This window comes from Lentibacillus kimchii, assembly GCF_042666895.1.
Taxonomy (GTDB): domain Bacteria; phylum Bacillota; class Bacilli; order Bacillales; family Amphibacillaceae; genus Lentibacillus; species Lentibacillus kimchii.
The window spans coordinates 1-14050 of sequence record NZ_JBHTGR010000023.1 but is presented as its reverse complement, the minus strand read 5'-3'; the positions used below and the strand labels follow the sequence as shown (position 1 = coordinate 14050).

The following is a 14050-nucleotide window of genomic DNA, read 5'->3' as shown; positions in this document are numbered from 1 at the left end:
AAGCAGCAGCAGGCTGCTTAGAGGAATTTTAAAAAAATACACATTAGAAATTCTGCAGGTCTTTGCGTTTTTAATAAGAGCAATTATGAAATTGATTCATTTATAACTACTCATTGGATTGAATCGATTAACAACGAGGTAATGCGAGATTTAGGATTAGAATATGTTTCTGACTGCGAAATAATTAAAGATGGCAAGGAAGAAACGGTTAAAGAAGAAGCTAAAGGTGGTAAACGATATGAACTATCATCATTTTATAATAAAAATCCTAATTTTATAGAAAAGTTAATTAAAGTATTTAATGAGTATTCAACATATCCGTTATTTTTAGAGGAGAAAAATAACGGGTAATGACAACATTAGGGTTGGTTTAACGTTATTCAATAGCCCTCAACGAGTAAAAGCTTAAATGATTGTCTTAATTTTAACCTACTATAAGAGAGGTTATACAATGTTGAAAACAATTGCTATAGATGTTTCCGATTCCGTATTCGAGAATGAAATGCCAGCAGCATTTATGAATATAACTAAAGAAGACCTTGACAATACTTAAGAATATATTGTTTCCATGTTATATATCTGGTGTCGATGATTATAAAGCACTTTTGGAATTAAACATTTTTACGTTTGCGCATTATAGAGAAAACTTAGTGAAAGCTATTCGTTCCGATATTAATCTATTAATTGATTAATAATCTGTAGTATGTGTTTTAGAATAACGTAATATAATTTGACCACTTAATTGACCACATTCTTATTAGATTGCAACAAACATAAACAAACGGTTGTTCTGTTATTGAAAAAATAACACCAGTTATTGAAGGTGGACGAATATAAGTCAATGCTAGAAAATCTTGATGGAGAATGGGCGGCATGATGTAAATTATGCCCCCATCCCTTGTCATGACAGGGGATTACTCTTGTGCAAAAGTGAGAACCTCACAATAATTATATACAAGGACGTTTTCGTAAAAGTTATTGACTTCTGCGGAAACGTCCTTTCTTATTCTTAACGGGTAGCGCGATAGACCAAAACAATTTTTCCATGCCTACATCGACTACTTCTTTTTAGCTAATTCTTGACGATCCGCAGCCTCGGGTGGTTGTTCCATCCAACCATGATCAATCAGTATTTTCGCCCCATCATTAGAAAACTTGGCAATTTCGGCCATCAAACGCGCATAGTTGACGCCTAAATCCCGACGTGGACTGGTCGACATAGATATACCGTATTGGCCAATCCCGGAAGCAACTAATGCTGAAACATGAAACATCATAAGCTTATCCGAAAAAGGAGAAACGGTGGAGTCCGTGACTTCGGATGTTAGAGGGGATGCGCCAGAAAGATAATTTTTATGAAGGAGTGAATTAAATATTTCAAAATGTTTTCCGGAGATTTCACGTCCTCTTTCAAGATATTGACGAACGTCACTATGCTTTGCAACCTGACTAAATCCGGTAATAAGAGCCTGGCCAAGTGTATTTCGTTCGCTATTGTAAACAAGACTGCCGATTTCAACACCTAATAGTGGCCGGGGGTCACCGAACAAACCTCCAGATAAAAAGCTTTGATTCTGAACAAAATCGACTTGTTCAGGGACCGGAATATGAGGTGCGCGAACATATATCCCCTTTTGCTTGGCCACGCTTTTAGCCCAATTGTGTAACTTCACCGTTTCGGACAAACAATCTTCATAATATGCCATGATGTCATCGCGTGAGGACAGCGATAAAGCTAAACTGTATGAGCTAAGGCCAAATTTCCCCATATTAAGGATATAATTCAAATACAAAATATCCGAAAAAAGGCGCGGGGCATTGAGATTAACATCATGTTCCGTAAATCCCACCGGAATCGGATAATTTTCCGATTGAAAAATAGCCTTGACACGTTGAACATGCTGCTCAGAAATGGCCAGAGCATATTCTAAAACAGAGCGAATGTCGGGATCTTCAATGTTGGCTAGAAAGTATTTAATCCCACAAATGGCCATAGAATCATTTTGATAAGATGTCCAAAGATTCGAGATTTCCGATGCCGTTAATTTTGGTTGATGTTCCATTTTATCTTAAAAGCCTCCTGAATCGTTTATAGATATTTTTTGATGCTCTATAAGAAAGTATTCATATATCTTTTTTAAGACAGAAAAAAGGAACCCTGAAACATAAGTTTCAAGGTTCACAAGACATATATTGAAAGGTATTCAGGATTCCTGACCAGAACCTTCACAAGCCTTTGGATAGTTATAATGTGTCATCTTTTAAAAATAAAATACACGCTATTAGCTTGAAAGTCATACCTTTTCCTATTCAATTAAATGGTATCCCAGCACACAATTATTCAATTTAAACGTCCGTTTTCTGAATAAGCATTTGATAGTGTTCAAGGCCTTCACCAAGGTTTAAATGCCTTCTTATATAACAAATCCGGCATGTTCCCTTTACGCTGATCAGGATGTCTTCTGTGAAATAGTTTCTACTCTCTCATTGATCGATTGAAAATCAGGTACCTGGGTCTGTTCATTCGACAGGTGGTATTTTGCTTTTAAGTGCGTGATGCGTTCGACACTTTCGTCAATTCTGTCTTCACTGATTTCGCCATTCTTAACAGCTGCTTTTAATTCATTGAAAACGGTGGCAATTAAATCGGGATTGTGTCCAACGAGCAATAAATCGCCTCCCGCCTTGACTGACTGGACTGCTGCATCCGCAACATTATATTGATTCGTAATTGCATCCATTGTTAGGTCGTCTGTGATAGCGACACCATCAAAATTATAGTCTTCTCGCAAAATACCTGTGATCACCTTTTCCGACATGGATGCCGGATAAGTTTCGTCTATTGCTGGCAATAATATATGGGCGATCATGCCAGTATCAGCACCATTCGAAATGGCTTTCTTAAATGGTTTCAGTTCAAGTTTGGACAGTTCCTTATAGTTTTTATTAACTTTCGGGAGTTTCAGATGAGAATCCGTTGCGGTATCACCGTGCCCAGGAAAGTGTTTCATGACTGAAATGATTCCTTCGCTCTGGATTCCCTTCATCGTCTGAATGCCCAGCCTGGAGACAATATTCGCATTGTTTCCAAACGAACGGTCACCGATGACAGGATTATTCGGATTACTGTTAACATCGAGGATAGGCGCGAAGTCTAAATTAAAGCCAAGTGCTTGTAGTTGCTTGCCAAGAATCGTGCCCACATTGAAGGACACATCCGGGTCGTTCAGTTCCCCGATCGAACGGCTTGTCGGCAGGCTTTTCACCCTATCGGGCATTCGCGTCACACTCCCGCCTTCTTCATCGACTCCCAGCAATAACGGGTGAGGGTTATCAGCATTCACAGCCTTCATATCATTTAAAAAGTTGACAGTTTGGGCGACACTTTGGATGTTTTTGTCGTATAAAATAATACCGCCAACATGATATTTCTTGATGATATTTTTTGTTTTGGAGGTCACTTCCGTTCCATTGACCCCGCTGAAGATCATTTGTCCGATTTTTTCATCAAGACTCATATCATTGTCACCCACATCGCCGGAACTGTCATCACTCTCTTCAGCATCCTCACTTTTCTCGCCGTTCACACCATCCTCGTTTATTTCCTTCGATAATGAAATATGATCCACATCAGGATTGTCTGAATCGTTCGCAGGCTTCGGAAACACCCACTTCAAAACATAATCATCGGAAAGGTCATAAACAAGAATAATTTGGTTAACATTTTCGTCTTGATAGTAACGCGTATTATCGGGTTGTTTATATGTTTTAATCGTGTCCAGGTCGAATGATGTGACTGTTTCCTGCGACGAACGCATATCAGTTACAACATCGTTTGTAATACCGACATCGATATCATGTGACGGATAGTTCAAAAAAAGACCAACATCCGTATTAGTCGTCTCATCCGGTTCTCCCCAAACCTCTTTAACGTTATCGACAGTCGTTTCACCGACAGTGATATTGCTTTCCGGAATTTTTCCTTGTTTGGCTAATTCGAATATATTGTCCAAAGCTGCTTCCGGCTCTTGAACCTCTTCTTTTTCATGAGCCGATGATGAATTCTTTGGTTGTTGGTTTGCTTGTTTATCATTTGTATTATCCCCCAATGAACGGGTGAAAAAGAGAGCTGCCCCAAGAGCGATAACAGCAATGATACTAATAATGGTAATGCGCTTGATCATAGTAGTTCCTCCTTCCGCGAATAGTCATTTTATACTTAGGCTGCAGTGTTATTTTCCATTCACATCATTTATAAAATTTTAACATATGAGTGAAAGAGTTGGAGAAAAAATTAATTATATTGTTCAATTATTGAGAATTGCCGTGCGTTATGTATGATAGTATAATAGTGTGATAAATAATAAATAAAGGGAAGGGTTTGCTTGATGAAACAGGATACATTGAACCATGACTTCGAACAATACTGCGATGAACTTTTAAAAAAATACAAGGTGCCTGGTTTTTCGCTTGGATTAGCCAAAGAGGGTGAATTGTTTTACGAAAAACATTTTGGATTTCGCGATATGGAGGCTGGATTAGCGTTATCGCCAGATACCATCTTTGGAATAGGTTCCATAACGAAAGCTTTTACGGCCATTGCTATTCTTCAGTTACAAGAGAAAAGAAAACTTTCTGTCAATGAATGTGTCACTAAATACTTACCGGAATTCAGAACACCAAATGACGCGTACACAAAACAAATGACCATTCATCATTTCTTAACACACTCATCAGGCCTTCCGCCAATGCCTACTTTAATGGGGGCCGTGAAAAAAAGTATGGAGAAGGATCCAGTATTCACGGCAGAACAAAAGGAATCAATTGATGCCATACAGGCAATTGATACTTATGCAGAATTAATGGATACCATTGCAAAATCAGATTTTACACTGCTGGGACCACCGGGAGCTGAATTCAGTTATTCAAATGATGCATTTGGTCTTTTAGGTTTGATTATCGAACGGGTTAGCGGTAAACCGTATGAGCAATATGTGCAGGAAAACATTTTACAGCCCGCCGGTATGCATAACAGTGGTTTTCAACTTGAAGACTTGCCAGGTTATAAAGATGCAGCCGTCTTATATGACGTGGGGAACCAGGACGGTGACGAGATAATAGTCCGGTCCAATAACCCCTGGGATGCGCCAGCCATGCGTGCAGCTGGATTTTTAAAGTCAACAGTAAATGATATGCTCAAATTCACGGAAGTGATTCAGAATGACGGAATGATTGGCGATGAGCGTATTCTGTCCACTGAAAGTGTAAGGTCAATGACAACACCTCACATCCAATGCGAACAGGGTACCTATTATGGATACGGTTTAATGATCATTCCAGATTTCTTTGGATACAAGCTCATTCATCATGGCGGAGATATGAAAGGCGTAACAGCTCAGATGAATATTTTGCCTGAATGCCATCTAACAGGAATATCCCTTGCAAACTTAGCAGGCGCACCGTCTACAAAACTGCTTTTTGGTGCATTTACCAGTTACTTGGGCAAGTCTATTGAAACATCATACTTAAACACTGAAAATGTAGATTTAACACTTGAAAGTTTAAAAGAATTTGAAGGAACCTTCATATCTGATGATGGTATGAGCCTTGAATTTTATGTGAGTAATGGCAGTCTCCGTTTGGCAGGTGCTGGATTGCCGGATAATAGGCTTAAGCCAAGTGGGGATGATCAATTTTTATATCCTATGAGAGAAATGGAATTCCCTGTTTATTTTATGAGAAATGAAGAGAGGAAAATTTATCGGATTGCATTTGCATCGAGACAAATCCCTAAGATAAAGAACGAGGGGCACGAGTGACTTAACCTTCCGATACTATCCATTTAATTCCAATAATTTACCTTTCAATTGAAGTCCAGCCAAGCTAACAGCGCACTGGATTTCAATTGGACAAGTTACACTTAGTTGGACAAGTTCATTAAGGTCATATAGACTTAATTCAATATAAGTCGGAGAATGACCAAAAGAGAAAGAAGAACTTTTTCTAAAGAATTCAAAGCTCAAATTGTCCAGTTGCATATCTCAGGAAGCCCAGAAATGAAATCGAGTTGACGTCTCCTCCTTTGATAAATGGGTTCATTTTTGTGAACGTTATGGCGGATCACATATACTTCGTCCCAGCACGTGATAATCAGGAAGAAGAACTAACGCGGCATGTGCTGAACAGAAATGGCATTATATCTGCGTTCTGGTAGACTTATATAGTGAGACTATTGGTCACAGTGCCGGTCCACACAATAGCGTTGTCGCTGAAGCCATGTTTAAAACTATTAAAACGGAGTTCGTTAATGGAACCATTTTCCCTACCCAACAAGCCCTTGACCTAGAATTGTTTGATTATGTGAATTGGTTCAACAATATTAGGATTCATGGGTCATTAAATTATTTAACACCACTGTATATAAGTCGATGCCCCTTTAAAAATCTGTTCAGCTTAGTGTTGGCATTCCAGCTTCCAGGGGACATCTAAGTTCAGTATGGATAGCTAGGGTGTAAGGACTTGGAAACAAGGAACGTTGAAACAAGTACTGTCATCCGAAACGTTTGCTATAAGACTTGTGCCAAAAAGGAATTCAGCCGAATTATGAAATTCACTTGTGATATGTTGTCAAGGAACATAACCCAGATTCCAATAGATGGTGCTGGGTGCCGCAGCTCATTTAAAGCGTGTTTTTAGTTTGCGAAAGTTGAGATAGTGATCCAAAATGTTTTTTTAACCGTTTACTGTATATACCTTTTTCCTTCCAAGAACCATTATGGTATCGTAATAAATATGTCATTGAGTTGAAGAAGGAGAATGTTATGGGAGAACAAGATGCAGAACTGTTCTATCGTATCCAGAATAAAGAAGAAGACGCGTTGGAACAGTTATACGATCGATATGAAAAATTGCTATTTTCTTTTGCATATCGCATGACCAATAACAAATTTCTTGCAGAAGAAGCTGTTCAGGATGTATTCACCAAGATTTGGTCAAGGCAGCAAAGTTTTGATAAAGAAAAAGGCAAGTTCTCTTCCTGGTTATTAACGGTAACAAGGAATGCGTGTATTGATTTATTGCGTAAAAAGAAAGATCCGGCCTATGAACTGGAAGAACGGGATTCTCTTCAAGCACAAGAACCGACTCCCGAAGAAACCGTGGAATGGCAGGAGTGTGGTGAACAGGTCCGGAAAGCAATCAAGCAATTAACGAAAGAGCAGCAGAAAATGATTGAGCTATTTTACTTTAAAAGTATGTCGCAGGCCAGCATATCTAAAACATTTAATATACCGCTAGGGACCGTTAAAGGAAGAGTGCGGCTGGCTTTAAAGCATTTAAAAGAAATACTGGCATCAAAGAATGAAAGGGGGGTTCAGGATGACGGCTAACCATTGTGATCGTCTGCTTGACTATTTTAATAACCAGTTGACTGGAGAACAGAAAGCAGCATTCGAAGCACATTTACTGGAATGTGACGATTGTCGGAAAGAATTGGTGGAACTTGAGCAATTGACCGAGGATCTCCCATACAGCAGTGAACCTGTTGACCCTCCAAGCGGCATGAAAAGACGTGTATTATCAAATGTCATTAAGCAAACCGCGGATGATGGGCATGAAAAGGATAATATAGTTCCTGTTTCGGAAGGTCAGAATGAGCCATTTAAAAAGCGGAGAGGATGGTATCGACCATTAATCGCGGCAGTATTGACGCTTTCTTTAGTTGGGAACGGAGCGGCAGTAATTTATCTAACGAATAATGATGAGCAGGCGACCGAACAGGCCCCTGAACCAGGAGAAGATGTTTCACGGGATACGCTCGAAACAGTGAAGACTTTGCAGCCATCTAAAGGTGTTAAAGCGCAGGCAACTGCCATGATGATAGGCCAAAATAATCAGACGAGTCTGGTTGTCCAGGCGAGCGGATTAGAGGAGCTCGAAGATGAGGAAACCTATCAAGTGTGGGTTCTTAAGGATAAACAGCCATACCGTGCCGGCACCTTTGTACCAAATGAAGACGGTGACGGCGGTGTCTCCTACGTTATGGATTATGAGGGAGAAACAAACTTTGACACGATAGCCATTACTAAAGAACCCGATGCAAACAGTCAAACACCCCAGGGAGATATACTTCTGAGTTCATCACTATAGAAAAAAGAAAAATCCGGAATGCGCCCATGACAGTGCATTCCGGATTTTTCTTCACTTTTTCAAAAAAATAGTGATCCAATTATGAATTTACCCCGTTAGCTTAACACAAAACAGAATAACAACATCTTTTAAGGGAGAGGATTCATGATGAATTGGAAAAGAACTTTGGTTGCAGCCCCATTAAGTGCGGCGCTTATATTCTCGGCAGCTGGAATGCCGGTGAGCGCAGAAACATCTGACAATAGTCCTTCTGTTGATAACGCAGCACTGGATTTGAGAGCCGACTTGGGCCATTTGTTGAGTGAACATGCATTCCTGGCCATTGAAGTGATGCGTAACGGAGCAGATGGATCAGAGGGTTTTCAAGAATCGGTAGACGCTTTGGAATCAAATACTGAGGATTTATCGGATGCCATCGCATCAGTTTACGGTGAGGAAGCAGGTCAATCTTTTAACGACATGTGGAGTGCACATATCGGTTATTTCGTTGATTATGTGAATGCAACCGCAGAAGGGGATGAAGAAGCAAAGCAGGCAGCATTGGATGAGTTATCACAATACCGTGAGGACTTTTCCCAATTTCTTGAAAAGGCTACAGATGAACGCCTTGAAGCAGGATCACTGGCGGACAGTCTGCAAATGCATGTGGATCAATTAATTGGAGCTTTCGACAGCTATGTGGCCGAGGATTATGAGCAAGCGTATAATCATGAACGTGAAGCAATCGGACATATGCATATGGTAGCAAAGGGATTGTCATCAGCTGTCGTTGATCAAATGCCGGATCAGTTTAATAACACCATGGCCGTGACACCTGCAGGAGATCTACGGTCAAATTTAGGTAAACTTTTATCAGAGCATGCCGGCATCGCAGCCATTGCCATGCAAAATGGGATTGAAGGTGCGCCGGATTTTGAAGCATCAACCAATGCATTAAGCGGCAACACGGAGGATTTGAGTGCAGCCATTGCTTCTGTGTACGGTGATGAAGCCGGTCAGGCGTTTAACGACATGTGGTCAGAGCATATCGGTTATTTTGTCGATTATGTAAACGCAACTGCTGAAGAAGATGAAGAAGCTAAACAAGAGGCATTGGATAACCTTCAAATGTATAAGGAGGACTTTTCAGCGTTCATTGAAAAGGCGACCGGCGGCAATGTAGAAGCATCTGCCATGGCTGAAGGACTTCAAACACACGTCAATCAGCTGATCGGGGCATTTGATAGCTATGCTAATGGTTCCTACGATGAAGCATTCAACCAGACACGCGATGCATACGGACATATGTATGGAGCAGCTAAGCTATTGTCATCGGGAATCGTAGCACAGAATCCTGATAAGTTTGCAAGTGATATGCCGTCTGAAATGCCTAATACCGGAATGGGTACGATGGCTGAACAAAACAGTAATATGATGTGGGCATGGATTCTGGGTGCAAGTGTATTTGCATTGGCGGCACTTGTAGCAATACGGAAATATACCACATCAAACCATGATAAATAATGTTCTACCTGGGAGGAGGCGTGTGTGATGTGGAAGGTCATAAGTATATTGCTGCTGATGGTATTAGTCAGCTGCGGACAGACGCAAGGCACGGACTCCTCCGATCAATCTAATAATGATCGGGTAAATGGTCAGGGTGAGGCAGCCCGGGAAGTAAATGATTCAGCCGAACCTCAGGATAATGACTATATAGAAACAGAGTCATCACCGGTCATAACAGATCCTGAGTACGGGGTTGTCCCGGAGACCATTCAAATTGATAGTATTGGTGTTGATTCGGCTGTTGAAGAAGTTGGTATGATGGAAAACGGCGAAATGGCCGTTCCCGATAATTTCCGGATTACTGGCTGGTATGATCGTGGAATAAAACCAGGTGAACGGGGAAGCGCTGTTATTGCCGGTCATGTCGATGATAAAACAGGTCCTGGTGTATTCTTTGACCTGGAAGATATGCAAGAAGGTGACGAAGTGGAAATCCTCAATGACGAAGGGGATAAATTGGTATTTGAAGTCGTCGATAAGCAGGTTTTTCCAATGGATGATGCACCGGTGAAAGATATTTTCGGTTATACCTCAAGGAGAATGTTGAACCTAGTTACATGCACGGGTGCCTTCGACAGGTCAAAGGGCGGCCATGTTGATCGTCTCGTTGTTTATACAGAATTAAAAGAATAACTGAAAGAGTGATACTGTGAAATGAGGAGGCGGATCCTAAATTGGAATCGTCTCCTTAGCGTTATAAAAGATGCTTAAAGTTCTCAGCGTCTAAGGATAGATATTAAAATGAAACGTCCTTGAAAGCCCAATTGAATAACAGGCAAAAAGGTCCTCATTGATATCAATTTGGCAAATGCCAGGGAACATATCAGGAGATTAAGGACCACAGTGGATGTCGGGATTGGGGGTTGAACAATTGTAATAGAAAACATTAATAGACTGTCATAGTATTGATGAGCTTGTAACAACAGTTGAGCAAGATTGAAAATGTCACAAAAGTTAATGATGAAGGACGTTCCCGTAGAAGTCGATTATAAAAAAGAGCCTTGCCAGTCACCCCAAATTCTATTAACCTTCTACATGAATACACCAAAAATTAATGAGCAAAAAGTGTTCAAAACTACTTGACGGTTACAAATGATCATATGTATTATCAATTAGATATAAACTTAAAATTAACTAGACGAGCCAGAAGTCATCATAATACAAAAATCCATAGGGTAATGAAAAAATAACTGATGATGATATTGCTTACGAAATTTATGGCGGAAAATAAGATAAAAAACCAGGTGTTTATAAAACCCTGAATAACTTTATCAAGTTTGGGCGGCATGATGTAAACGACGCCCTACGCCCCCGTCATGCCAGCATTCAGTCTGACAAAATAACTGGAGTGGTCAGGGATTGATCACATGAAGTCTTTCATGAGTTCTGCAAACTTGTGAGAGGCTTCTTTTTTATTTCTTGCGTGACGTGGAGGTGCACATTTTTGGTGATTTGATTAATTGAATGGCCAAGCTTATCCATGATACATGAAAAATTCAATCATGGGAGCGTGCTAATAGCATGTCACCAAATCAACACTTCCTCAAGGTAAGTTAAATAAAGTATAAACTTTGACCATAAAAAATAAAACTTTTTCTCTCTCCCATGCGTCTAGATAGTGTAACGTTATACAACACTTAGAAGATACGCATAGGTGTGTGTAAGGAGCTCTTTCTTCATGAAGAAAAACAAGTCAGCGGATACAGTTATAACATTTATTATAGACAACAAGGAAAAGTTCTATCGATTAGCATTTAGTTATGTAAAAAATGTTGATGATGCTCTGGATATCGTTCAAGACTCAATTGAGAAAGCAATCCGCAAAAAAAACTCCTTAAAAGAAAATCAGTCGGTAAATAGCTGGTTCTATAAAATAGTTGTCAACTCAGCATTGGATTTTTTGCGGAAGAACAAGCGTGTAACATTGATTGATGACGAAACTATAGAGAATCTTTTCCCTGGTAAATATGACGTCTATTCAGATATAGATCTAAGGAAACGGTTAGATGAATTGCCAATAAAGTTTAGAAGTGTTATTGTATTGAAATTTTTTGAAGATCTGAAAATAGATGACGTAGCAGACATTCTTAATGAAAATAAAAACACGATCAAAACGCGTTTATATAAAGCTTTGGATCTATTACATATACAAATGGATGATTTCACTGACTAAGACTATGTTGGAGGATAACTTATGAATTGGAAGTTGAAACGATTAAGAAAGGATTATATGGACACACCCATTCCCAAGGAGCTGGATGAGGTGGTTCACAATACGATCAACCGTAAAATAAAAAAACCACGCCGTCCGAATCCGAAATGGATCATTGGATTAGCCGCAGCGATTCTCATGTTTATGGTGAGCATTAATACAAGCCCTGCGTTTGCCGGAAGTTTATCGAAAATACCTGTTGTTGGATCTATCATACAAGTATTAACGATACAAGAGATTCATGTGAATGAACGTCATTATAGCGCAGATTTAAAGATTCCCAAGGTAAGAAACTTTGATAATAAAGACCTTGAAAATAGTCTGAATCAGAAGTATATAGATGAAAGTCAACAGCTATATGAATCATTCCTGGAAAAAAGAGATCAGCTTGACGAAAAAGATGGCGGTCACTTACAACTACAATCTAATTATGAAGTAGTGACAGATAACGATAAAATTCTGTCAATCAAGAGGTCCATTGAGAAAACACAAGCATCTTCTTATGAAGTAACGAAATACGACACGATTGATAAACAAAAGGAAATTATGCTGACACTGCCAATTCTGTTCAAAAATGATGACTATATAGACACGATTAGTGCCGTCATTAAGAATCAAATGCGGGAACGAATGGAAGAAGACCCGAATAAAATATATTGGGTACGTGATGCAGGCGTGAAAGATCTGCCACCGGATGGTGTATTTGATCATATTGATAAGAAGCAAAGCTTTTATATAAATAACGATCAAAAATTAGTCATCACGTTTAATGACTATGAAGTGGCTCCTGGCTATATGGGAACTGCTGAGTTTATTATTCCAACGGAGAAAATAGAGAAAGAGCTGGTCGGAAACGCGTACATTAAATAATCGTTTATCCTCCACCTTTTAACTAGAGGCGGATGCTATTATTGGATTTTCACAAAAAACAATCATAAGTGGTACTCGAATGATATAAAAAAGTTGTCACCCCTTATGATAGCAAGATAATAAAGTTAGGTGGCGAGATATCAATTGAACAAACGCAGACATTTAAACCGGAGAGGCAAAACAATGGTATCACTTCTTTTTATCACCCTATTACTCTTGCTTGTCGGGTTTATGGGCATAAATAAAAAAGAGGCTTCTGATCAAAAGTCCATCTCATCATTACCAGCAGAACAATTATCAGTATCGTCTGGTGAGAAACAGGACTTCTCCAATTCTGAGCTTCATCAATCCATAAAATACAAGAGAGAACAAGAACGGAAAAAGGCACAGGCCAAAAAAGAAGAAAAACAACATGAAAAGGATCAACAGGAGAAGGCGATTTATTTAACATTCGATGACGGGCCATCACCTGAGACCAGCCAATTGCTGAACGTACTAAATCAATATCAAGTCAAAGCGACCTTTTTTATGTTAGGACCAAACATAAAAAAACATCCTGAAGTTGTGAACCGAATGGTGGATGAAGGATTTGGCGTGGGCTTGCACGGAATGACACATAGCGTTCAGCAAGTATATAGCTCGACAGCAGCACCATTAAACGAAATGACTAAAAGTCAGCGCATTTTACAAAAGGTAACTGGCGTAACGTCTAACTTTGTTCGTCTTCCTTATGGCAGTATTCCCTATTTGACGGAAGGAATGCGGGATTCACTGCATCAGAATGGCTTTAACATATGGGACTGGAATGTGGATAGCAAGGACTGGAAACTAAAGGATAAACGTTTTGTGGAGAGAACAATTCAGGAAATAGAAAGGCTTGAGAAGGCTAATGAGACACCAGTCGTGCTCCTGCATGATAAACCAGCGACGATTAAACATTTACCAAAACTATTAAACTATTTGCAGCGTGAAGGCTATAAAACCAAAAACATAACAAACGAAAAGGCTGCATTAACATTTAGATGCGCAGGACGCTGCCATCCCATTAACTGATTGCCCATGAGAAGGAGAGAATGATAGTGATTAAGCGGGTTATGGTGATATGTTCCTCAGTTATGCTGGTGTTCCTTGTTGCTAGTTGTCATAAAGCTGAAAAGCGAGCAGAAAGTATTTGAATCAATTTCATAATTGCTCTTATTAAAAACGCAAAGACCTGCAGAATTTCTAATGTGTATTTTTTTAAAATTCCTCTAAGCAGCCTGCTGCTGCTTTAAC

The 14050-nt window shown here is 39.6% G+C and carries 11 protein-coding genes and 1 pseudogene; 10 read left to right on the top strand and 2 right to left on the bottom strand.

Going from position 1 to position 14050, the window contains the following annotated elements:
- Positions 1-141 precede the first annotated feature (141 nt).
- Positions 142-351, top strand: coding sequence for a hypothetical protein (locus ACFQU8_RS09250; protein ID WP_382359001.1), 210 nt, complete (start codon positions 142-144; stop codon positions 349-351).
- 707 nt (positions 352-1058) lie between these two features.
- On the opposite strand, the gene ACFQU8_RS09245 is transcribed toward ACFQU8_RS09250, so the two are convergent.
- Both ACFQU8_RS09245 and nagZ read right to left on the bottom strand, forming a co-directional pair.
- Positions 1059-2063: a DUF3231 family protein gene (locus ACFQU8_RS09245; RefSeq protein WP_382358999.1), complete on the bottom strand. Its 1005-nt coding sequence runs from the start codon at positions 2061-2063 to the stop codon at positions 1059-1061.
- Positions 2064-2450: 387 nt separating this feature from the next.
- The gene (nagZ, locus tag ACFQU8_RS09240; protein WP_382358997.1) at positions 2451-4184 is read right to left on the bottom strand and encodes a beta-N-acetylhexosaminidase; all 1734 of its coding nucleotides are present in this window, start codon (positions 4182-4184) and stop codon (positions 2451-2453) included.
- Between the two features lie 204 nt (positions 4185-4388).
- Between nagZ and ACFQU8_RS09235 the strand changes: the two genes are divergently transcribed.
- The 9 genes and pseudogenes from ACFQU8_RS09235 to ACFQU8_RS09195 all read left to right on the top strand — a co-directional run bounded on the left by ACFQU8_RS09235 (position 4389) and on the right by ACFQU8_RS09195 (position 13828).
- Complete coding sequence (locus ACFQU8_RS09235) at positions 4389-5819, top strand: serine hydrolase domain-containing protein (protein WP_382358995.1); 1431 nt, start codon at positions 4389-4391, stop codon at positions 5817-5819.
- A 361-nt stretch (positions 5820-6180) separates the two neighbouring features.
- Positions 6181-6489: pseudogene (locus ACFQU8_RS09230) on the top strand (IS3 family transposase); the annotation flags it as partial.
- 332 nt (positions 6490-6821) lie between these two features.
- Positions 6822-7388 carry an RNA polymerase sigma factor gene (locus ACFQU8_RS09225; RefSeq protein ID WP_382358993.1) on the top strand — a complete coding sequence of 189 codons (567 nt, stop codon included), beginning with the start codon at positions 6822-6824 and terminating at the stop codon, positions 7386-7388.
- Positions 7378-8148, top strand: a complete 771-nt coding sequence (locus tag ACFQU8_RS09220; RefSeq protein ID WP_382358992.1) for an anti-sigma factor — start codon at positions 7378-7380, stop codon at positions 8146-8148. Before ACFQU8_RS09225 ends, ACFQU8_RS09220 begins: the two co-directional genes overlap by 11 nt.
- 147 nt (positions 8149-8295) lie before the next feature.
- A complete protein-coding gene (locus ACFQU8_RS09215) occupies positions 8296-9651 on the top strand; it encodes a copper amine oxidase (RefSeq protein ID WP_382358991.1) in 1356 nt (451 codons plus the stop codon).
- Positions 9652-9678: 27 nt separating this feature from the next.
- Entirely contained in the window at positions 9679-10326 is a 648-nt protein-coding gene (locus tag ACFQU8_RS09210; protein WP_382358989.1) for a class F sortase, read from the top strand.
- A 1045-nt stretch (positions 10327-11371) separates the two neighbouring features.
- Positions 11372-11866, top strand: a complete 495-nt coding sequence (locus ACFQU8_RS09205; protein WP_382358987.1) for an RNA polymerase sigma factor — start codon at positions 11372-11374, stop codon at positions 11864-11866.
- A gap of 21 nt (positions 11867-11887) precedes the next feature.
- Positions 11888-12775, top strand: coding sequence for an anti-sigma-V factor rsiV (locus tag ACFQU8_RS09200; protein ID WP_382358985.1), 888 nt, complete (start codon positions 11888-11890; stop codon positions 12773-12775).
- A 144-nt stretch (positions 12776-12919) separates the two neighbouring features.
- On the top strand, positions 12920-13828 hold the full coding sequence (locus ACFQU8_RS09195) for a polysaccharide deacetylase family protein (RefSeq protein ID WP_382358983.1): 909 nt from the start codon (positions 12920-12922) through the stop codon (positions 13826-13828).
- The last annotated feature ends 222 nt before the right edge of the window (positions 13829-14050 follow it).

Bases quoted from the DNA above. Each gene is read 5' to 3' on its own strand.
- ACFQU8_RS09250 (WP_382359001.1), top strand. From the start codon at position 142: ATGCGAGATTTAGGATTAGAATATGTTTCTGACTGCGAAATAATTAAA.
- ACFQU8_RS09245 (WP_382358999.1), bottom strand. From the start codon at position 2,063: ATGGAACATCAACCAAAATTAACGGCATCGGAAATCTCGAATCTTTGG.
- nagZ (WP_382358997.1), bottom strand. From the start codon at position 4,184: ATGATCAAGCGCATTACCATTATTAGTATCATTGCTGTTATCGCTCTT.
- ACFQU8_RS09235 (WP_382358995.1), top strand. From the start codon at position 4,389: ATGAAACAGGATACATTGAACCATGACTTCGAACAATACTGCGATGAA.
- ACFQU8_RS09225 (WP_382358993.1), top strand. From the start codon at position 6,822: ATGGGAGAACAAGATGCAGAACTGTTCTATCGTATCCAGAATAAAGAA.
- ACFQU8_RS09220 (WP_382358992.1), top strand. From the start codon at position 7,378: ATGACGGCTAACCATTGTGATCGTCTGCTTGACTATTTTAATAACCAG.
- ACFQU8_RS09215 (WP_382358991.1), top strand. From the start codon at position 8,296: ATGAATTGGAAAAGAACTTTGGTTGCAGCCCCATTAAGTGCGGCGCTT.
- ACFQU8_RS09210 (WP_382358989.1), top strand. From the start codon at position 9,679: ATGTGGAAGGTCATAAGTATATTGCTGCTGATGGTATTAGTCAGCTGC.
- ACFQU8_RS09205 (WP_382358987.1), top strand. From the start codon at position 11,372: ATGAAGAAAAACAAGTCAGCGGATACAGTTATAACATTTATTATAGAC.
- ACFQU8_RS09200 (WP_382358985.1), top strand. From the start codon at position 11,888: ATGAATTGGAAGTTGAAACGATTAAGAAAGGATTATATGGACACACCC.